Below are 20,859 nucleotides of genomic sequence, written 5' to 3' on the forward strand. Positions count from 1 at the left end.
TTCTCCCCCTGTTTTGTATCTATTGCTCTTTACAGCTGCGCGGAGATCCCCCACTTTTTCATCACGGATCGTTCCATTCGCATAAACACTTGGTTGTCTATGATCGTGCCGATGACGCCGATGATGATCATGACCGACAAGACGAGGTCCATGGACTGAAGCGCCCGCCCCATCTCGAGCAAGTGCCCCAAACCTCCGCTTGCGCCGACCAATTCACCTGCCATCAGCGCCCTCCAGGCAAACGCCCAAGCTACGCGCAAACCGGAGATCAAATGCGGCACGGAAGCCGGCAAAATCACGGTGCGCAGCAGGTGAAACCCGCTTGATCCCATCGTTTTCGCGACCCGCAAAAACAGTCCCGGCACATTTTTAAAACCCGTGCTGGCGGATACCGTCATCGTCCAGGTCGCGCCGATCGTGACGATAAACAGAATCGCTGTTTCGCCCAAGCCAAACCACACGATGGCAAGCGGCAGCCAGACGATGCTTGGCACGGATTGCAATGCCGACACGAGAAACCCCAAGGTGTCATCTACCCACTTGAAACGGGCGATCAGATAGCCAAGCGTCAGCCCGACGGTGATCGCAATGACAAAACCGAGCGCCAGCCGCGAAAGCGTTCTCCCGGTAGCTTCCAGAATCCGTCCGTCGGCGATCCCTTGAAACAACGTCCCCAGCACGGTTGCTTCCCCGTGGCTTGAGAACAGAAGCGGCGGCCACATAATCGCGGGAAACAGGCCTGATTTAGATATCGCTTCCCAGATGATAAAGAGGATCGCCGACATGAGCACCCTTCTGAAGACGGTAATCATCCCCCATTTCCTCCTTCAACACTTTCTCCATTTCCTGCTCCAGACTGGCGAGAATTCGCCTTTCCAAATGGACCAGCACATTGTCCGACGGGTTGCGCGGAAACGCTGCCTCGACCAAAAATTCTTTCTTCAAAATCCCCGGCCGGGTGCCCATCAGCGCGATCCGCTGTGACAGCATCACCGCTTCGCGGATATTGTGGGTAATAAAAATAATCGTCTTTTTGGTCTTTTGCCAAATTTCCTGCAACTCGTAATGGAGAACCATGCGGGTCTGTTCATCCAGGGCCGCAAAGGGTTCATCCATCAGCAGGATATCCGGATCCATCACCAGAGCCCGGGCAATCGCCACCCGCTGTTTCATGCCGCCCGACAATTCGTGCGGAAACGCCTTGCTAAACCGGCCGAGATGAACCATTCGCAGGGCATCCATGGCTTTTTCTTCTGCTTCTTTCCGCTTCATTTTTTTCAACAACAGGCCGTACATGACGTTTTCCAAGACATTCATCCACGGAAATAATCCGGATTCCTGAAACACGACAATCCGATCCGGCCCTGGCCCCTTGACCTGCTGTCCATTGACCAGCAGCTTCCCTTCGGTGGGAAACTCCAGACCCGCAATAATGTGCAGAATGGTCGATTTTCCACAGCCGGATGGACCAATCAACGAGAGAAACTCCCCCCGCTTTATCGTCAAATTGATATTCTCCAGAACTTGTAAGGATTGACCATTATCTTTTTGAAACAGCTTGTTCACCTGCTGGAGTTCGACTTGCATGAGTGTCTCCCCCTACGATATTTATCTAAGTCCAAGTTATCAAGTTGGAATTATAGGGATTATTATTCTAGATTCCTTTTGATCTGTCAATGGCTTTTTTGCGCCTATTCGGAGAATTAAAAAAGGACCGGCAATCCGGTCCCTCACCTCTCACCTATTCGCTTATCCCCTCCTCCAGGCTGAATCGGGATACGGAATCCCGCAGCGCCTCCGCCAGCCTGACGACCTCTTCCGTTGAACGGGCTATCAAGCCCATCGCCGCATTCTGTTCTTCGATCGCCGCGGAAATGTTCTGCATGCCGGCTGAAGCCTCTGCCGAAGCCGCCGACACCTCCTTGGCGAAGGAGACCACTTCCAGCGCGCTGGCGTTCATTCGTTCGACCGCCATGCTGACTCCTTCTATCCCGTTTGTGACCAGGCCGATACTCTCCTCAATGCGGGAAAACAACTCCCCGGAATGCCGCGCCGTGTTTAGTCCGACGGCGACCTTGGAGCATCCCCGCTCCATCTGCTCCACTGCCCGAACCATTCCCTGCTGGACTTCTGAGATCATCGCAGCGATCTGGTCGACAGCCTGATTCGTCTGCTCTGACAGCTTCCGCACCTCTCCTGCGACCACGGCAAACCCCCTGCCCTGTTCACCGGCACGCGCCGCTTCGATAGCCGCATTGAGCGCCAAAAGATTGGTCTGTGAGGCGATCTGGGCGATCACCTGGGTAATCGAGCTGATATCGTCAGAGCGGCTCGCCAACGCTTGGATCACGTCGCCAGTCTGTTTGACAGCATCGTCAATTTCCTGCATTTCCTGGACAACGGCCTGAATCGCCGTGCGGCCCGCCTGGGAATCCAGCTTCATGCTCGCCGCCGACTGGGCGACATCCGAAGAATTTTGATTGACCTGCTGCACTCCCGCCGACAAGTCTTCGGCCAATGTCAGGGTTTCCCCCATCTTGACGACCTGCTGGTCGGCTGTCTTCACGACGGACTCCACGATCCGCACCATCTGCTCTGTCGATGCAGAGATATCGGCCGCATTGCCGCTGATATCGCGGGTAGAGCCAAAGACGGAGACGGCAACTTCCTGGACCTGCATCAGGATCTCCGTCAGCTGGGTCCGCATCTGCTTCAGAGAGCGAACCACTTCGCCAATCTCATCCTTGCGGCGCAGATCGGCTGCATCGAAGGTGACGAGGAAATCGCCGGTTCCGATCCGTTTGGTCGCTTCCGCCATGCGTCCCATCGGTTGGCGGATCTGCCTGGCCGTCCAAGCGGCAATCACCAGCACGACGACCAGCACGCCGCCGTTAAACAGCAGGATGGCATTGCGAATTTTGTTGGGCCCGCTCATGATCTCGCTCATGTCCATCTCGGCCAGGATCGCCCAGCTCTCTTTCCCCATCTTGAGCGGAGCGTACGAGACGATCACCGGCTCGCCGCGAAAATCGACTGCTTGCACAGTGGCCGGCTGCTGATCCGTATCCAGCGCCCGCTCGGCGACCGGAGTGTCGACCTGCAGTGTCAGCAAACCGCTCGAGCCCCCGAATTGGTCCAGTCCGCTGCGAAGAGTCTTGTCTTTTCCAATCAAGTAAATCTTGCCCGTCTCTCCAAGTCCGGCCCGTTGGTTCAACAGGTTAGTCAGTTCCTGCAAAGGCACCTCTGTCACCAGTTGGCCGATCATTCTCCCTCTGTCAAAGATCGGCGAGGACATAAAGATGCCCGGTTGACCGCCCGACGCCTCATAGCGGCTGACATCGGTCATTTCGTTGCTCAGCCCTTTTGCCGCCTTTTGGGCAATTTGTCCCAGAACAGAGTCTTTATACGCACCGGTAAAAAGATTGGTGCCAAAATCATTCTGGGGATTCACCTCATACGTAACATTGCCAAATTCATCAATCAGGTACAGATTGGTGAAACTAAAGCGGGTCAAGAACATCTTAAACTCTTTGCCGTATACCGTTTCGACATCCTCGTATGCCGCTGAAGCAACACCCTGCTGCCACACTTGTTCAAACGCCTGCAGGGCGGCGACGACGGAGCCGGATCCGGTGAACATCTCCAGGTTGTTGGACCGTTCCCTAAAATACGTTTCTACCTGTTCCTTGCGGCTGTTTCGCAGCGCCTCCAGTTTTTCACTGCTTTCTTTTAGAAGCTCACTCTTTGTCTGCAGGTACGAAAACACACCTGCTGCTGTCAGCGGAACAATTCCGACCAACAGAAGGATAATCAGTAGACGCGCCCCCATCTTCATCACATAGCCCCCTCCGTTTCCGAAGTGCGAAAAAATCCTCTATAACTTTCTGACTATGCAAAATATTTTCAACTATATCAAAAGTTAGGGCATTTTTGGGACTATGTCAATGCTTTTCTCCTAGAGGAACACGAAAAAACCTATACTTAGCAGGACTCTCGTATCATGGCAATCTCGTCGCAGCAAGGTAGCTTGGAGCAATTGATGCAGTCTTTCCACACTTTTTGCGGCAGCGTTTCCTTTGCAACCACATAAAAACCGCACTTCTCAAAAAACTCCTTTTGATAGGTCAGCGCCAGGACGCGCTTTACTCCCAAATTCTTGCACTCCTCGACCAATGACAAGACGAGCCGCTTGCCTACCCCCAGGCCTTTTGCCGATTCGGAGATGGCCAGCGAGCGGATTTCCGCCAAATCATCCCACAGGATATGCAATCCGGCAACCCCGACCACCTTGTCTTGGTCAAAAGCAACGAGAAATGACTGGAGGTTTTCCAGCACCGATATTTTTGTCCGCGGCAGCATCAAACCTTGGCGGGCGTATTCATTAATGATCGAAAGCATCTGGTCAATGTCTTTCGTTGTCGCACGGCGAACAGCTAGTGCGCTGGTTGTGTTCATTTACAAACCCTCCACCCATCTGAATAATTATTCGATATAATATATAAATATACATATGCAAGCTTGTCTCGTCTAGCACTTTTTTGGCCGCTCAAAATGTGTGCATGTTCCCCGGACGGCATCCGGGGTGCCGTATTGGATGACGCCGGCACCCCGTTCTGGCACTGGCCGCCGTTCGGACCGGACAGCGCCGTTTCTCCTCCGGATGGATATGCTATAATGGGATGAATGGAGGTGTGTGCCTTGACTACCCGCAGGGAACGAAAGAAAAAGGAAACGCGACAACGGATTTTTGACGCCGCGATCAGCTTGTACAAAGAACACGGATTTGAAGCAACGACGATCGACATGATCTCAGAGCGCGCTGATGTCGCACGCGGTACGATCTTCCTGCATTTCACTTCCAAAGAAGCGATCCTTGCCAGTTGGGGCTACGAGCGGATTCGGGAAATTGAACGGCGGCGCGAGGAATGGGATTTCGGGGAGAGCTGCAAGCAAAAGGTGCTGCGCATCTACAAGATCTTAAACGAGGTAAACGTGCGGAACTTTGATCTGATCAAGGTGCAGATCGAGTCCTCGATGAAGCACCGCAAAGTGAAGGAGTCCGAGAAAAACATTTACTTCGAACTGCGGGAACTGTTTGCCGATCTGATCGAAGAAGCCCAGGAGAAGAAGCGGCTCAAAGCCAAATTCAACCCCTTGGTCGCCGCCAATATGCTGGAGAACATTTATTACAACGCCCTGTACGATTGGGTGCAAAGCGACGGAGCATGGGCTTTGGAAGAAATCATGGAGGAAAAGGTCTCCATTGTATTTGAAGGCCTTGACTTGTAAAGGCAGTTCCATTTTGAAAAGCGAGAGGAGAACGAACGCATGGCAGATTTAAAAGAACCCACGATGGAAAACCTGACCATCATCATTGAGGGCATTAAGGCCAAACTCAACATGGCCAATACGTCAGTGATGCGCCCCGAGGACTTCGACCTGTCCGGCTACGACGATTTGCTCTACCTGTACAACATGGTGCAAAAAAAGAGCCATTTCAGCATTAACGAAATGACGGCAATCGTCGAAGAGCTGGGGGCCATGCGCAAGCAGGCGTAATGCCGACGACGAAAAAGTACGCACGCTTCTGCTTAAAAAAGAGGCAGTCCCGGCTTGTTCGGGACTGCCTCTTTTTCTCCTCTTGCAGACTTAGTGATTGACGATTCCCTCACGCTGTTCAGCGTGAACCTCCTGCTCAGGCACTTCATACCCTTCCTTCCAAAGCAGGTAGCGGATACTGTCGATCAGCGCTTCCCAGCTCGCTTCGATGACGTTGGTTGAGACGCCGACGGTGCTCCACCGCTCTCCGCCGCGAACCGACTCGACGAGCACGCGAACCTTGGCCGCCGTCGCCCCGTTTTCATCCAGCACGCGGACTTTGTAGTCGGCCAAATGCATCTCGGCCAGGGACGGGAAGTAATCCTCAAGCGCTTTGCGCAGTGCGTTGTCGAGCGCGTTGACCGGACCGTTCCCCTCGGCCGCCGTGTGCACCAGCTGGCCGTTGACCCGCAGCTTGACCATCGCCTCCGAAGAGATCGAGTGTCCGGTCTGCTTTTCAATCCAGATCTTAAACGATTCGACAGTAAACAGCTCCCGGGTCTGTCCAGATGCTTCCAGCAGCAGAAGCGACAGGGATGCTTCTGCCCCTTCGTACTGGTATCCCTGGAATTCCCGCTCCTTGACCTGGCGAATGACTTCCTTTGCCTCGGGCTGGTTCCGATCCAGTGAGATGTTCCATTCGTCCACCTTGGCAATCAGGTTGCTCTGTCCGGACAGTTCTGACACGAGCACGCGGCGGCGGTTGCCGATCAACTCCGGTTCGATGTGCTCGTACGTCTGCGGGTCTTTCAATACGGCACTGACGTGAATGCCGCCTTTATGGGCAAAGGCGCTGTTGCCGACGAACGGCTGATTGGTCGGCAGCACCAGATTGGCGATCTCCGCAACATAGCGGGCGACCTTGGTCAGCTGATTCATCTGGTCCGGCTCCACACAGCGATATCCCAGCTTTAACTGCAAATTGGGGATCACCGAGACTAGATTGGCATTGCCGCACCGCTCCCCGATCCCGTTAAACGTGCCCTGCACCTGGGTCGCTCCGGCCTGGACCGCTGCCAGGGAGTTGGCGACAGCCAGTTCGCCGTCGTTGTGGGCGTGAATCCCAATGGGCACTTGCCGTTCGGAGCGAACTTTGCTGACCACTTCAAATATCTCCTGAGGCAGACTGCCGCCGTTCGTATCACACAGCACCAGCCAGTCAGCTCCCGCCGCTTCCGCCGTTTTCAGCACGCTCATCGCGTAGTCCGGATTGTGTTTGTAACCGTCAAAAAAATGCTCCGCGTCAAAGATAACGGTGAGCCCGTTTTGCTTTAAATACTGGATGGAGTCGGAGATCATCCGCAGGTTTTCTTCCAAGGTCGTCTTCAGCGCCTCCGTCACATGCAGATCCCACGACTTGCCAAAAATCGCGGCCGCACTCACTCCGCTCGCCATGATCGCCTTCAGGTTGTCGTCCTCCGCTGCAGCGACTCCCGGCCGGCAGGTACTGCCAAACGCCGTGATTCGCGCATTCTCCAAGGGGATCTCTTTTACTTTCTCAAAAAACGCCATATCCTTCGGATTGCTGCCCGGCCAGCCGCCTTCGATAAAAGGAACGCCGAATTGGTCCAATTGTTTGGCAATTTTCAGTTTGTCTTCTACGGACAGGCTGATGCCTTCTCCCTGTGTTCCGTCGCGCAAGGTCGTGTCGTACAGGCAAATTTTCTGCTCTTTCATGGTTTCCATCTCCAAACTCCTGTCGTCAATCTATTTCTGCAATTGTCTAGCTATTCGGCATATTATCTTTCAGTATACCACAGCTTATCCAGCAAAAAAAGAGCGTGAACCGCTCTTTTCCCAAGCCAATTAGACGTTTTGATGAACAAATTCGGCCGTCACCGCGATCGCTTCTTCCAGCTGCGGGCTGGTGCCGGCAAACGGATGCCGAGTATTCCAGGTGTGATCTCCGCCGCGAATCCAGTAGAGCCTGCCGTGAGCAGCCGCCTGGTGAAGCTTCTCGGCCCCATTCACCAACCGGGCGTAGTCCTTGTCGCCCTGTACGATCAGCAGGGGCTGCGGCATATCAGCCACCTTGGCGGGCAGATCGTACTCCTCCCTATGCTGGTCCACATCATCGATCACCACGCGGGAAATGGGCATCTGCTGTCCGGTTCGGGCGTTGGCGATATACCCGACACCCTCCGCTTTGATCTGTTCCCGCAGGGCGGCATCAAACAAGTCGACGTTGGCAATTCCGTTCCAGGTAATCACGCCGGTTACAGCCGGATTGTGGGCCCCGAACAAAATCGCGTCACCGCCGCCCTTGCTGTGTCCCATGACGAACAGCTTCTCCCGGTCCAAACGGGACGAAGCCGGCAGCCGCCCCTCGCGCAAAGCGGCGAGCAGCGCTTGAAGATCAGCTACTTCCCGGGCATACGTGTTCACCGCAAACTTTTCCAGTTCGCCAAATTCTGTCAGACTCTTGCCCACGCCGTTGCAGGAGAAGTTGAAGCGAATGACGGCAATCCCGCGTTTGGACAATTCCTCCGCCGCGTACGGAAAGCTTCCCCAGTCCTTAAATCCCTTAAACCCGTGGCAAAAAAACAGCACGGGCAATGCCTCGCCGCCATCCTCCGGAACGTGCACATCGCCGCGAATGACCAATTGATCCTCCAAGGGAATTTCAAACGAATGGATCACACTCCAACCACCCTTCGCTTTTTTTTCGATTATACGGTTTTCCGCTGCCCCGCGTCCAACGAAAAAAGCGAAAGCCAGCCGCTTTCGCTCTTCTTCTCATCCATTATTTTTGCTGCTCCATGTACAGTAGCGCGCTTCGCCCCAGCACCTCGGCACTGATCAGCATCGCCCGCTCGTCAATGTCAAAACGGGGATGGTGGTGCGGATAGGCAGCGCCTACCTCGGGATTTCCCGCCCCGATAAAGACAAACGCGCCCGGCACCTTCTCCAGGTAGTAGGAGAAATCCTCTCCGCCCATCGTCGGGGTCATTTGCTCTACCTTCTGCTCTCCGCAGACGGCAGATGCTGCGGCGCGAACAATTTCAGCTTCGGCAGGGGTATTGACGACTGCAGGATAGCCGCGGGTATACTCTACCTTGGCGCTTCCGCCCAGCATGGCAGCCGTACCTGCGACGATTTCTTTCACCCGCTGTTCGGCGCGGTCCCGCACCTCTGGTGAAAAAGAGCGGACCGTCCCGGTCATCCGGCAGGAGTCGGCGATGACGTTGTTGTTGTCGCCGGCGTTAAATGTGCCAACCGTGACGACGACGCTGTCGATCGGGCTGATATTGCGGCTGGCGATCGTCTGCAGATTGGTGACGACCTGGGAACCGATCACAATCGAGTCGATCGTCTCCTGCGGAACGGCGCCATGTCCGCCTCTGCCCTGGATGTCAATCGCAAAGTCGTCGACACTGGCCATGATCGGTCCAGACGCAATCCAGACATGGCCGTACGGGCATGACGACCACAGATGGGCGCCGAAGATCGCATCCACTCCATCCAGTGCCCCGTCTTCCACCATCGCAATCGCACCGCCGGGGTTTTCTTCTTCCGCGTGCTGAAAGACAAAGACGATATTCCCCGGGATCTCGGCACGGTGCTCGGCCAGCACGCCGGCCAGCCCCAGCAGTCCGGAGGTGTGGGCGTCGTGACCGCATGCGTGCATCACGCCCGGCACCCGCGATTTATAGGGGACATCCTTTTGATCCTGAATCGGCAGTGCGTCAAAATCTGCCCGGATGGCGACAGTCGGCCCCGGCTTTCCGCCCTTCAACAGCCCGACAACTCCCCTGCCGCCGACGCCGGTACGGATCTGATCCAGGCTATATCCCCGCAGGATCTCGGCAATCATCGCCGGTGTCTTCTCCTCTTGAAAAGACAGCTCCGGATACTGGTGCAAATGGCGGCGCCAGCTGATCACCTGCTGTTCCCGTTGTTTCAGAAGTTGGCCCAACCGCTCGTGAAGCTTGTTTTCCATCGCTGTTTCCCCTTTCTATATTTCTCTCCTTTTTTATCTTATCAGAATGGATGAAGAATTCACCAGAATTCCGATGGAAAAGTTCATTGTGCGGGGCTGTTTTTGGTTAAGCCCCGCGGATTTTGCCGTCATCCTTAAGGTGCCGTTTGCCATTGCAAGGTTGGGTACTCGCTATTTGCTCCCACTAGCCCTCCGACGCTCATGGTTCCATCAACCTGAGTATTGGCAAACGAGCGGCTTACTGTTGCGCCTTGCCCCACACTTCCGACGAGTCCACCGGAATAAGTGAAAGAACATTTACCCGTTACTTTTCCTTGGGCGTATGCATCTGTAACGGTTCCTCCCTGCATAATGCCTACCAGGGTTCCGGTGTTGGAGAAGCCTGTTACCTTGGCATCTACCAGTCCAATATTGCTGATGCGAGCATTACCGCTGATGCTGCTGAACAATCCAACACCCCTAGTATCCGGTAGATTAATCTTCAATCCGCTGATTGTGTGCCTTTGACCGTCAAACGATCCGGTAAAGGCATTTTCGACAGTTCCGATCGGCTGCCAGCTTGAGTTGGCGTTGTACTGACTGAGGTCGATGTTTTCCACCAGGATAAAATGGGAGGACAAGTAGTTTCTTACCTTATCTAACTGTAGAACCGCGCCTCCTCCCGACAACCCCAGGTTGTTAAATTTTGCAATCCCGCCGACGGCATTCACCGCCGCAGTTCCTGTCAGCGAAGCGTTCCCCGGCTCCGACTTGACGGGTAATCGCATGATTGGGCAAAAACGTTCCGTCCCCATAGCCGTTGACGTATCCTGCTGCTGTCGCGACGGCAATCTCCCGGGCAAACCAGTCTGACGTATGTACATCAGAAAAATGGGCAGCGGCCTGCTCGTTGAAACCAACTGCCCGATTGATGAGCGCAACCATCTCCGCTCGGGTGATCGGGTTGTCCGGAAGGATGCTGCCGTCGCTGTATCCTCTTAGCAGTCCCTTGTCCAGCCAGCGTTCGAGCACTTGCTTCGCCCAATGACGTTCCAGTTCCGCGCCGGAACGTTCCGATTGTGCGGCTTGAAGTGGTATCATTAAAAATACCAGAAGGAACGCCAATAACCAGGACCCTACTCTTCTATATACCAATTTTTTCACTCCCTAATAAAAAAATTCAAAAAAATGCCAAAAAAAGATACGTTTATTATATCACGAACCCCTCCAAAAAAATCGTCTCTTCATCTGTAAAGCTGCACATCTTGAGCCGGCCGCAGGGCGCAGGCGCGGTAAAAAAACCGGAACTGGTCAGTCCCGGCCTCATTTGGTTTGCTGTTATTTTCCCCCTTGTTTGACGACGTTGGCCGCTTGCGGACCGCGCTGCCCATTGACGATGTCAAACGTCACCATCTCGCCTTCCTCCAGATTGCGAAAACCGCTGCCGGCAATCCCGGTGAAATGGACGAATACGTCACCGCCGTCCGCTTTTTCGATAAACCCGTAGCCCTTCTCCTTGTTGAACCATTTTACTTTACCGTACATCTAATGTTCCTCCCTTGCATGCGAGCAATTAAGCTTTTGTTTATCCTATGCACGCAGCCCGTAAGGTGAACTCTCTCCGCATGGAACAACCGCAATTTTTGCAAAGGGCACAAGCCCGCTGCCGCCGAAACGGAGGCAAAAGTGAAACCAGGACAGGTTGCTGACGGCTCTTCGTTCAGGTTGGCCTATTCTTCATTGAATTAGGTATCCCGCTGAGAACAGGATTGTTTCAATCCCATAGAATGTAAAGAAAGCACAGAGAGGGGGGAGCCATCATGGGATTTTTCGAAGCCTTCGATGATTTTCTCATCGTTCTGGTGTTGTTTATTCTGCTGGTAATTGTTGCTATGAGTGAAAACTAATCATTGACTTTAAGCAGATAAACACGACACGTTTTTACCGCCAATCACAAAACGCTCTTTCTGGCCGCTGCCAGGAAGAGCGTTTTGTCTTATTGTTCGATGAGCTGTTCCCGCTTGCGGACAAGCTCGTCCACATCCACCTTCATATCCAGAGCGGCAAAGATCCCGGTGTAGTACTCCTCCACCTGTTCGATTACCTGCTGTCTCGAGCGCTCTACCATGTCGGCAAAGGCGGCGGCAAAGGCATCGGCGAGCCGCTCTCCGCCCGCCTCCAGGTAGGCGGCTACCGGCTGCTGAAGCAGTTTCTCCAGCTCATCGCGGACTTTTTTCTTGCCTTCTCCTTCGAAAAAGTCCTTCGTATTCTTAAAATACTGCAGGGCTGGCTGAAATTTCGCCGGCGAAGCGTCAGGCAGGTGCTCGGCAAATTCAGGCGTTTCCACTTTGCAGTCTGTATAGGGGGAGAGTGAAAGACTGCCGGCATCGTGGGCGAGTTCCTTCCCCCACTGTTCCATCAGCCGCCTGCCGCTTTTGTTAACCTGTTTCTCCAGCCTTAAGGCAGTGGCCCGCAGCTCCTGGCCCAGATCGTAGCTGACGGATCGGAGCAGCTCCTGCAGGGAACCTTGCAAGGCCTGCTTCAGATTCCTGCCGTCATCAATTATCACCGACGGGTTAAATGCATAGTTAAACAATTCGCCAAACCGGAAGAACAACCGCTGCTTGACGTAGAACAGCAGTTCCTCCCGCTCTTTGGCCAGATCGCGTTCCTCTGAAGCGGCGGACACGGATGTTACCCGCATAATAGCGGATTGGCGGGCCGCTTCTGCCTGTTGCCGGCGCAGCTGTCTGGCTTGTTCCCCCTCCTGTGCCGCTGCGATCATCTCGCCCAGTGTCGCTTTGGCACGGCGGATTTCGCCGTTTGCCGCCTCCACCGACATCTGCGTCAGTTCTTCGATCGTGAACTGCGAAAAATCTCGTTCAAAGTCCAGCAGGCCTGAGAGCGCTAGGGCCTGCCCGGCTTCCGGAAGCGGATCGCCCTCGCCTGTTTGCGTGCGCTGCCGGTATACTTTTTCCGCGGAGGCCGACAGCTTGCCCTTTTCATGCAGCCGGGCCAATAGCGCCGTCTGGCTCGACACCGGATACAGGCGCGGGTGGCGAATCCCGCAGGAGAGCAGATTTTTTTCGATGTGCTGCAGGACATCGTCCAGTTCTTCCCGGGATGCGGCGAGATCGGCAGCGTTGACGAGGAAGAACATTTTATCCAGTTCAAACGTGTCCTTGACCCGCCCCATCTGCAGCAGGAATTCGTGGTCTGCCTGTGAAAACGCGTGGTTGTAATACGTGACGAACAGCACCGCATCGGCGTTTTTCATGTAGTCGAAGGCGACCCCGGTATGGCGGGCGTTGATCGAATCGGCGCCCGGCGTGTCTACCAGAATGATGCCCTGTTCCGTCAGCGGACAATCGTAGAACAGCTCGATGTACTCGGCAAAACAAGCTTTGTCCTCTTTGGCGACAAAGCTTTTAAACGCTTGCATGTCGACGATCAGTTCGCCGCCGATGTGCTCTCCCATTTCCGGCATGCCCTTTATGACCGCTTTTAAAAACGAGTAGTGCGGCTTTGCCGCCGGCGCGATCTGTGCTACGTCAATGCCGTTCACCGCATTCAGCCCGTCGTGCAAATCGGCAGCCTGAATGCCAAATACCGCAAGCGAACGGAGCACATCTCCTTCTATCGCTTCTTCCGTTTTGAGCACCACCCTGACAGTGCCGTGCGGACGTTCCGGCGTAGTCGGCAAGATTTTATTGATTGCCGCCGTCGTCGGGTTTGGGGAAACCGGCAGCACCATATCTCCCATCAATGCGTTGGCAAACGAAGATTTTCCCGCGCTAAACGCTCCAAACAAGGCAACGGTAAAACGGTTAGCCTCCAGTCTGTCGGCTCGCTCCCGCATCGCCTTGGCTTGTGCCAGCATGCCCGGCACATGGGCAATCTGCTCGCTTGCGCTGCGCAGCCGATTCGCTGCGTCCAGCAGCTTCGCTTTCGATTGATTCATTGTTTGTTTACTCTCCCTCTAGCAGTATCGCACAGAGCCGTGCTCTTGCGTCCTCTTCCCGTTTTGACAAAGCTTCAAGTGCTTGGTGGGCTTCCATCAAGCTGCGCAGTTGATCCCGTTTGTGATCAAGTTCTTGGCTCTCCTCGCGGACGGCAGCGGACAAGCTTGCCGTCACCTGTCCGATCAGCTCCAGGCCGACCCGCCGGTACTCCGCCTTTACTGCATCGGATATATCCTTGCAGTAGTTAAGCACGTATTCACGGGTGCCGGCGCCCTCCTTCACCTGTCCTGCAAGCATCTCGGGCGTCACCTCGATATTGACGGCGTGCACAGCGGCATGGAACGCTTCGTCGCGGAGGCCGTACGCCTCCGGGAACTTGGCGATCAGCTGTTTAAAATGCCAGTCGAGGTTGGACGCCACTTTCTCCCTGAAATCCCCGAGCAGCGCCTCTAACCTCGCGGCACGCTCCTCTTCCGTCTTTTTTCCGGAGAAGAGCAACCCGACTTTAAAGCCCGGCTTGCGGCTTTCCAGGTAGCGTTCTGCCGCTTCATTGGTGCTGTAGTAAGTGAGTCTGGCATTGTCCAATAATTTGGAGAGCTCGCTCTCCATCTCTTCCTCGGCTGTCTTCACCCGGATGGAGAGGTTATTTTGCCTGGTCTCCACTGCCAGGAGTGCCAGGTTTACATCATCGCGGCTGCCGACGTCCACTCCTTCGACCTCGACAGTAAGAGCTTCTTCCCACTTCTGACGCTCGCCTTCCTGCTGCCTGGCAAGAAATCGCACGTGTTCATCTACGAGGTGAAGTGCCGATTGAATCACGCTGGCTTCAATCAACGCCTCTTTTTGCCCCAGCAATTCCAAGAGCTTGGCACGAAATTGGTCAAACTGGTTTTCCGGGTGGTCCGGCTCCGCCAGGGATGTGTAGAAAATGCCGTCCGGGCGAATGTTCCACATGGCAAATGCCTCTTCTACACTCTCTTTGTAGCTGTCGAAGTCCAACTCAAAATCAACGTGCTTGTCGATCATGTTAATCACGAGATAGACTGGTTTTTCTCGATCTTTCAATGTTTTGGTAAAATTGAAATTTTCTTCCGCCTGAACGTGGTTGTAATCCATCATGTAGATCACCACGTCCGCGAGATGAAGCGCCGATTCTGTCGCGATCTTGTGGGCCGCGTCGGTCGAATCGATCCCTGGGGTGTCCAGCAGGCTGGTCTCTTCTCCCAGGAATAAGCCCGGGTAGCTGATCTCCACCCATTCCACCGCATCTCCGTCGACGGCATACGCCTTCAGCTGCTCCATTTCCGTGTCAGGGTCGAATGTCAGCACTCCATTTTTACGAGTATAGACGCGGGCAGCCGGTTCGCCGCCGCGAATTTTCACCACATTGGCGCTGGTGGGAATCGGATTGGACGGCAGCAGTTCCCTGCCCAGCAATGTATTGATCATCGTCGATTTGCCCGCTGAAAAGTGGCCGCAAAAGGCGATGTTCATCTCCTTGCCTCGCGTTTTGTCCGCGAGCTGCATGAGCTTCACAGCATTTGGTTCGTCCCCGCCCCGGCGGATTTCTTCTGCCGCACGCTGCAGGGAGCTTGCAAGCTGGCTCGCATCTCTGTGTTTCGCCAACTGTTGATCTATGTTCACTGTTGATCATCTCCACCTATCTATTCTACCATGCCGAATGTACCATACTCCTCCTATTTGTTCAATCCGTGTTGACAGGTTTTCCAGGCATGATTTGACATTTTTTATACATTCGGAAAGTTTAATTTCGCTAACGCATTAAATGATGAAAGTAGAATAAAAACTATGGCTTTCGCTATTTGGCTTGGCGATAAGCCAAGTTTTTCTCATCCGGTAACGGGCGGAACCGGACAGAAGGTGCAGGCAATCTCACCTTTTTATTGGCGGCGCATAACGTACCACTAGGCACGATTCTTCGGAGAGGAAGGTTTGCTTGTGGCTAGTCATGTAGATGCCGCTATCGATCGCCTGGTCAGCCGGCTGCAAAAGGAGCAAGAGTCAGATGGCTCCTGGCGCTTCTGCTTTGAAACGGGGACGATGACAGATGCGTATGCGATCATCCTGCTGCGTTCCCTTGGCCTCGCGGAAAATGAGCTGATCAGCAGGCTGGCAGAGCGGATTGCCCGCAGGCAAGGAGATAACGGCGCCTGGAGGCTGTTTCCTGACGAGAAGCCGGGAAATCTGACCGCGACTGTGGAAGCCTACTTCGCGCTGCTCTATGCGGGTTACCGGCGAAAAACGGACGGGAACTTGCTCGCGGCGAAGCGCTTCATCCTGTCCCGCGGCGGACTTTCCAACGTCAGTTTCATGACGAGGATCATGTTGTCCCTGACCGGACAGCTTCCCTGGATGAAGCATTTTCTTCCGCTTGAAATCATGCTCCTGCCGCCTTTTTCCCCGGTCCATTTTTTTGACTTTTCCAGTTACGCCAGAGTACATATCGCACCCATCATGGCTTCTTATCAGCAAAAATTTGCAGTCAAGCCAACAAATGCACCCGATCTCGCAGATCTGGTCACAGAAAGGTCCATTGCTGAGAAACATGTACCTGCCTGGCAAATCCTCTACGACCTGATCAGGCGAGGGGCAAGGCACGTCCCGCTTCTGCCCGAGGCGCTGAACACGTTGGGCTTGCAGGCGGCTGAACGTTTCATGCTGGAGAGAGTGGAACCGGATGGAACCCTGTACAGCTACTTCAGTACGACTTTTTTTATGATCTTCGCCCTGCTGGCACTCGGTTATCCGCTGCATCATCCGGTCATCTCCCAGGCTATTGGCGGAATCAAGGGGCTGGCTTGTCAGGCTGATGGATTCCCGCATATCCAGGAGGCCACGTCTACGGTCTGGGACACCGCCTTGCTCAGTTACGCCCTGCAGACGGCCGGAGTCCCCGCATCCGCCCCGATGATCGCCAAGGCGAACGCGTATCTGCTCTCCAGACAGCAGCGCCGCTACGGTGATTGGGCCGTTCGCAATCCCGGTGTAGAGCCGGGAGGATGGGGGTTTTCCGACGTGAACACCTTGCATCCCGATATCGATGATACCACGGCGGCCCTGCGTTCCATCCGCCGGTCGGCAGGCAGCGATCCCACCTACGCAGCCTCCTGGAAAAAAGGCCTAGATTGGCTCTTGTCCATGCAGAACAGAGATGGCGGCTGGGCGGCGTTTGCCAAGAACACCGATCTGGAGATCTTGCGCCATCTGCCGATTGAGGGAGCGGATGCCGCCGCCACCGATCCGTCCACTGCCGACCTAACCGGAAGGACTTTGGAATTTTTAGGGAATTATGCCGGGATGAAAGCAGAAAACCGCCATATTCAGCGGGCCGTTGACTGGCTGCTTCGACATCAGCAAGCAGACGGATCGTGGTATGGCCGTTGGGGGATTTCTTATATTTACGGGACGTGGGCGGCTGTTACAGGGCTAGCTGCCGCAGGACTGCCAGGCGATCACCCGGCGATCCGCAAAGCCGTCGCGTGGCTCTTGCGGATTCAAAATCCGGACGGCGGCTGGGGGGAATCCTGCCGAAGCGACATCTCCAAAAAGTATACGCCGCTCGGGGCCAGCACACCTTCGCAGACCGCATGGGCCGTCGACGCTCTAATAGCTGGGGGCGCAGAACCGACGGCTGAACTGGAACGAGGCATCCAATACCTGCTTATTTCCCTGGACAAACGGGATTGGACCGCTTCCTACCCGACCGGAGCGGGTCTGCCCGGCGGCCTGTACATCCATTACCACAGTTACCGCTACATTTGGCCGCTGCTCGCGCTCAGCCACTACCGTGAAAAGTATGCAGCCGTTTTCTTGCCGTAGACACGATACGGGGGAAACGCCGAAATATGAACGACTCCCGGCCTTTGAATCGGCGATCGCCGCCGATTCTGGCCGGGAGTGATGTCTGATATCCATTTGCCGCAAACTATTTTGCCAGCAGATCGGCGAAGGCTTTGGCGTATGCCGGCAGATCGGGAGGACGGCGGGAACCGACAATGTGTCCATCGACGACGACTTCCTCGTCTACCCAGATCGCTCCCGCGTTTTCCATATCATCCTTGATTCCTGGCGTTGAGGTAGTCTTCACCCCTTGCAGGATCTTCGCCGACACCAGTACCCAACCGGCGTGACAGATATGGCCAATCGGTTTTTTGGCCTTGTCCATCGCCTGGATAAACGACAAAATCTCCGGATAGCGGCGCAGCTTATCAGGCGCCCATCCGCCGGGAACCAGCACACCGTCATACTCCTCGGGCTTCACCTGGTCGATCGCTTTATCCGAGCTGCACGGTACACCGTATTTTCCCGTATAGGTATGATTTTCCTTCGGTCCGACGATGTCCACCTGGGCTCCTTCTTCTCTCAGACGAAGGACCGGATACCAAAGCTCCAAGTCCTCAAACTCGTTTTCAATGTAGCAAACGACTTTTTTGCCTTCCAACCGCATTTTCTCAACCCCTTGTCCGAGTTCATTCCCATCCATTGTATCACGATTCAGACGATAAAAGACTTTCATCCGATGCTCTCTTCCAGCTGTCCGGCCTCACCCGCCCGGACAGTCTTGTCAGGTTAAGCGGAATACGGCAAACGGCTCTCCATAGCGGCAATCCCGGCTGATGCGATCCAGTTCTTGAAGCTGAGTTTCATCAAGGTCGTAAGACGCGCTTTTCAGATTCTCTTCCAATTGCTCCACCTTGGTTGCCCCGACAATCACCGTCGAAACAGCAGGCTGGTGCATGAGCCATGCCAGTGACAGCACGCTCGCCGAACATCCTGCCTCATTCGCTAAACGGCTCACTTGTTGTCCCAAGGCGATTCTGCTGGGATTGAAGAACCTTTTAAATTTTGGATCCGTCACGGCTCGCGATCCCTCCGGTGTCGTGTCCAGAGTCGCGTACTTTCCAGTCAATATTCCGCCAGCCAGCGGGTAATACGGAATAATGCCGAGACCTTGATCCAAAGCTAGCGGAATCGTCTCCAACTCCGGTGTCCGGTCGGCCAGAGAGTAACTGGTCTGAAAGGAAACAAACCGGTTTAACCCCAGCCGTTCACTGATGCCAAGGGCTTTCATCAATTCCCACGCCGCGTAATTCGACGCCCCGATGTACCGGACTTTTCCGGAGCGAACCATATCGTCCAGTGTCCGCAGCGTTTCTTCCAGCGGTGTATCGGGATCAAAGGTATGGATTTGATACAGATCCACATAATCGGTCTTCAGCCGCCTTAAGCTGCTCTCCAATTCACGCTGCAGGTGATAGCGCGAAGATCCTCTGTCATTGGGGCCTTCTCCCTGAACCAACCCTGCCTTCGTCGCCAGCACTACCTGGTCTCGCCTGCCCTCTAATGCTTTACCGATGATTCTCTCCGATTCCGACCCGGTGTAGATATTTGCCGTATCGATAAAAGTAATGCCGCTGTCCAGTGCATGATGGATGATGCGTATGGAGGTCGCCTCGTCGGCACGTCCTCCAAACGCATTCGTGCCAAGACCTAACGCCGATACTTTCAATCCGCTGCCGCCTAATCGATAAAATTTCATGCATAACCGGCCCCTTTCAAACAGATTCGTGTAAGTCTTATCTGCTTCGTGCCCCCCTTATTGAGCAGGGGCCACACTGGGTATTATACTAATTCTTTATTTTCCACCCGTCAATCTGCACATACAGCTGGTGCTTTTCACGTTCTAAAACTTTTTATCCCATACTCTTCCTTCCCGTTAACTGATGTGAAACTAAACATAAAATTTTTATATATGTTTGATACTATATATCAATAAAAGGTATAGATGGTGATGCGTTTGACTACGATTAATCTGCATGCATTGATGCTGTTTTATTATGTTGCGCTTACCGGAAGCGTTACAAGTGCCTCAAAAAAACTAAATATCAGCAACCTGCTATTTCATCTCAATTTCGAAGTTTTGAAAGGCAGTATAATGTCATTTTATTTGAAAAAAAGGCAGGAAGATGGTTCTTACCCCTTTGGGCAAAAGCTTATCAAACCAACTGAAATATGGGGTAAGCTTCGTTCCATCGATTATAGCAAATCAATACATGATACGGGGTGAGTTAGCCAAGGTTGACGTTCAAGGAGTCCGGTTTACTAATAATAATGTACTTTGTTCTCATGAACCGGAATACCTTGAGGGATACATCCGCGACTTTATTTCCATTGTCCTTAAAGATAAGCCTTCGCTGGATGCGATTTCTCTTTAGAAGTCATTCCGGTTATTTTTCTAGCAATTAGTGATGCGAAAAAGTGGGCGCCGGAAAACCGGGCCCACTTGCAATAAGCAAGAAGAATCGCTTAATAACCATTTGAATATTCAGATATAAACTCTCGATTTGATATTTCCACCTGACATTTTCAAACTCGGAATTCCTCAAGGGGCTTGTGTGCTAAATTCACTATCAGCAATGGTCAGTTCCGTTTCAGGTGATGTAATCGTAACACCTTTATCCAAAACGTGAACTGTCACACCATATGCCCCACCTTCCGAAAACAGCGTTTTGATACGATATATGCCGTCTTTACTAGAGGATGCGGCAATCGTTTCATCAAAACGTGACCTCTTCGGCATCTTTTACATCATTAGAATTCTGTGTTACATGGGCATCAATAAGAATGGCACGTCCAGGTACAAGGACCTCCTGAACTGGTTTTATTTCTATGTTAACCGATTTTGCATCGATACCAACCTCGTCCGCTTCACTGGAAGAACAACCGACTGATTGTTTCATTCGGCACGAAACGGTACGACCTCGGGAATCTTTATATGTGAGCAGAAGCCATGAAAAAAGCCCCGAAACGGATTATTCATCGTCTCGAAGCTTTCAAACAAATATGTATGGTGCCGGTAGAGGGACTTGAACCCCCACGGTTTCCCTCACGATTTTGAGTCGCGCGCGTCTGCCAATTCCGCCATACCGGCATATTAAGATGGTCGGGAAGACAGGATTTGAACCTGCGACCTCTTGGTCCCGAACCAAGCGCTCTACCAAGCTGAGCCACTTCCCGAAAAGAACTCAAACTACGCTGCAAAACTGGATCGTTTTTGTGGTAGAATGGCGTGCCCTGAGAGATTCGAACTCCCGACCTTTTGATTCGTAGTCAAACGCTCTATCCAGCTGAGCTAAGGGCACATATATAAGAAGGAATTATTCCTTCAAAACCGGATACGCAATCAAGCAAAGGGAAATGTGGATAAGTCCTCGACCGATTAGTATTCGTCAGCTCCACGCGTTGCCGCGCTTCCACACCGAACCTATCAACCTCATCGTCTATGAGGGGTCTTACCAGCTTATGCTGTGGGAAGTCTCATCTTGAAGGGGGCTTCACGCTTAGATGCTTTCAGCGCTT

Annotated in this window: 19 protein-coding genes, 3 tRNA genes and 1 rRNA gene; 4 read left to right on the forward strand and 19 right to left on the reverse strand. The window is 53.6% G+C overall.

All coding sequences use genetic code 11. The features are described from left to right. Nucleotides 1–29: 29 nt before the first annotated feature. The 4 genes from ACI7RC_RS09400 to ACI7RC_RS09415 form a co-directional block, all read right to left on the reverse strand. Nucleotides 30–812, reverse strand: coding sequence for an ABC transporter permease (locus ACI7RC_RS09400; RefSeq protein WP_408107975.1), 783 nt, complete (start codon nt 810–812; stop codon nt 30–32). Further along, entirely contained in the window at nt 745–1,587 is an 843-nt protein-coding gene (locus tag ACI7RC_RS09405) for an ABC transporter ATP-binding protein (protein ID WP_408107976.1), read from the reverse strand. The genes ACI7RC_RS09400 and ACI7RC_RS09405 overlap by 68 nt, the downstream gene beginning before the upstream one ends. 154 nt (nt 1,588–1,741) lie before the next feature. Beyond that, nucleotides 1,742–3,835, reverse strand: a complete 2,094-nt coding sequence (locus tag ACI7RC_RS09410; RefSeq protein WP_408107977.1) for a methyl-accepting chemotaxis protein — start codon at nt 3,833–3,835, stop codon at nt 1,742–1,744. A gap of 146 nt (nt 3,836–3,981) precedes the next feature. After that, entirely contained in the window at nt 3,982–4,455 is a 474-nt protein-coding gene (locus ACI7RC_RS09415; protein ID WP_408107978.1) for an N-acetyltransferase, read from the reverse strand. Between the two features lie 243 nt (nt 4,456–4,698). On the opposite strand from ACI7RC_RS09415, the gene ACI7RC_RS09420 reads away from it, so the two are divergent. Together ACI7RC_RS09420 and ACI7RC_RS09425 are read left to right on the forward strand one after the other, a co-directional pair. Continuing rightward, nucleotides 4,699–5,289, forward strand: a complete 591-nt coding sequence (locus tag ACI7RC_RS09420; protein WP_019122233.1) for a TetR/AcrR family transcriptional regulator — start codon at nt 4,699–4,701, stop codon at nt 5,287–5,289. 39 nt (nt 5,290–5,328) lie between these two features. Continuing rightward, nucleotides 5,329–5,559, forward strand: a complete 231-nt coding sequence (locus tag ACI7RC_RS09425) for a DUF1128 domain-containing protein (RefSeq protein ID WP_408107979.1) — start codon at nt 5,329–5,331, stop codon at nt 5,557–5,559. Between the two features lie 90 nt (nt 5,560–5,649). Here the strand turns inward: ACI7RC_RS09425 and cimA are convergent, their stop codons facing one another. From cimA to ACI7RC_RS09465, 8 genes are all read right to left on the reverse strand, one after another. Further along, the gene (cimA, locus tag ACI7RC_RS09430; RefSeq protein WP_408108003.1) at nt 5,650–7,275 is read right to left on the reverse strand and encodes a citramalate synthase; all 1,626 of its coding nucleotides are present in this window, start codon (nt 7,273–7,275) and stop codon (nt 5,650–5,652) included. A 129-nt stretch (nt 7,276–7,404) separates the two neighbouring features. Further along, nucleotides 7,405–8,238 (reverse strand): alpha/beta hydrolase, encoded by an 834-nt coding sequence (locus ACI7RC_RS09435; protein WP_408107980.1) that lies wholly within the window; start codon nt 8,236–8,238, stop codon nt 7,405–7,407. 103 nt (nt 8,239–8,341) lie between these two features. Further along, the gene (locus tag ACI7RC_RS09440; RefSeq protein ID WP_408107981.1) at nt 8,342–9,538 is read right to left on the reverse strand and encodes an amidohydrolase; all 1,197 of its coding nucleotides are present in this window, start codon (nt 9,536–9,538) and stop codon (nt 8,342–8,344) included. Nucleotides 9,539–9,672: 134 nt separating this feature from the next. Further along, complete coding sequence (locus tag ACI7RC_RS09445) at nt 9,673–10,248, reverse strand: hypothetical protein (protein WP_408107982.1); 576 nt, start codon at nt 10,246–10,248, stop codon at nt 9,673–9,675. Then, nucleotides 10,217–10,672: an S-layer homology domain-containing protein gene (locus tag ACI7RC_RS09450; protein ID WP_408107983.1), complete on the reverse strand. Its 456-nt coding sequence runs from the start codon at nt 10,670–10,672 to the stop codon at nt 10,217–10,219. The genes ACI7RC_RS09445 and ACI7RC_RS09450 overlap by 32 nt, the downstream gene beginning before the upstream one ends. A 183-nt stretch (nt 10,673–10,855) precedes the next feature. Next, complete coding sequence (locus ACI7RC_RS09455; RefSeq protein ID WP_408107984.1) at nt 10,856–11,062, reverse strand: cold shock domain-containing protein; 207 nt, start codon at nt 11,060–11,062, stop codon at nt 10,856–10,858. A 451-nt stretch (nt 11,063–11,513) separates the two neighbouring features. Next, nucleotides 11,514–13,478, reverse strand: coding sequence for a dynamin family protein (locus ACI7RC_RS09460; protein WP_408107985.1), 1,965 nt, complete (start codon nt 13,476–13,478; stop codon nt 11,514–11,516). Between the two features lie 7 nt (nt 13,479–13,485). Continuing rightward, nucleotides 13,486–15,123, reverse strand: coding sequence for a dynamin family protein (locus tag ACI7RC_RS09465; protein WP_408107986.1), 1,638 nt, complete (start codon nt 15,121–15,123; stop codon nt 13,486–13,488). 315 nt (nt 15,124–15,438) lie between these two features. On the opposite strand from ACI7RC_RS09465, the gene shc reads away from it, so the two are divergent. Then, nucleotides 15,439–17,319, forward strand: a complete 1,881-nt coding sequence (gene shc / locus ACI7RC_RS09470) for a squalene--hopene cyclase (RefSeq protein WP_408107987.1) — start codon at nt 15,439–15,441, stop codon at nt 17,317–17,319. Between the two features lie 106 nt (nt 17,320–17,425). Here the strand turns inward: shc and ACI7RC_RS09475 are convergent, their stop codons facing one another. Further along, nucleotides 17,426–17,947: a type 1 glutamine amidotransferase domain-containing protein gene (locus ACI7RC_RS09475; RefSeq protein WP_408108004.1), complete on the reverse strand. Its 522-nt coding sequence runs from the start codon at nt 17,945–17,947 to the stop codon at nt 17,426–17,428. Nucleotides 17,948–18,064: 117 nt separating this feature from the next. Beyond that, nucleotides 18,065–19,039: an aldo/keto reductase gene (locus ACI7RC_RS09480; RefSeq protein WP_408107988.1), complete on the reverse strand. Its 975-nt coding sequence runs from the start codon at nt 19,037–19,039 to the stop codon at nt 18,065–18,067. Between the two features lie 249 nt (nt 19,040–19,288). Here ACI7RC_RS09480 and ACI7RC_RS09485 point away from each other — a divergent pair, with 249 nt between their 5' ends. Next, nucleotides 19,289–19,567 (forward strand): hypothetical protein, encoded by a 279-nt coding sequence (locus ACI7RC_RS09485; RefSeq protein WP_408107989.1) that lies wholly within the window; start codon nt 19,289–19,291, stop codon nt 19,565–19,567. A 315-nt stretch (nt 19,568–19,882) separates the two neighbouring features. Here the strand turns inward: ACI7RC_RS09485 and ACI7RC_RS09490 are convergent, their stop codons facing one another. The 5 genes from ACI7RC_RS09490 to ACI7RC_RS09510 form a co-directional block, all read right to left on the reverse strand. Then, nucleotides 19,883–20,080, reverse strand: a complete 198-nt coding sequence (locus ACI7RC_RS09490; protein ID WP_408107990.1) for a hypothetical protein — start codon at nt 20,078–20,080, stop codon at nt 19,883–19,885. Between the two features lie 268 nt (nt 20,081–20,348). After that, nucleotides 20,349–20,431: transfer RNA gene (locus ACI7RC_RS09495), tRNA-Leu, on the reverse strand. A 9-nt stretch (nt 20,432–20,440) separates the two neighbouring features. Continuing rightward, nucleotides 20,441–20,517, reverse strand: a tRNA-Pro gene (locus ACI7RC_RS09500). 48 nt (nt 20,518–20,565) lie between these two features. Next, nucleotides 20,566–20,642: transfer RNA gene (locus ACI7RC_RS09505), tRNA-Arg, on the reverse strand. A 57-nt stretch (nt 20,643–20,699) separates the two neighbouring features. Then, nucleotides 20,700–20,859, reverse strand: a 23S ribosomal RNA gene (locus ACI7RC_RS09510); the annotation flags it as partial.

Origin of the sequence: Brevibacillus sp. B_LB10_24, from assembly GCF_046036945.1 — a bacterium.
Classification (GTDB): domain Bacteria; phylum Bacillota; class Bacilli; order Brevibacillales; family Brevibacillaceae; genus Brevibacillus_C.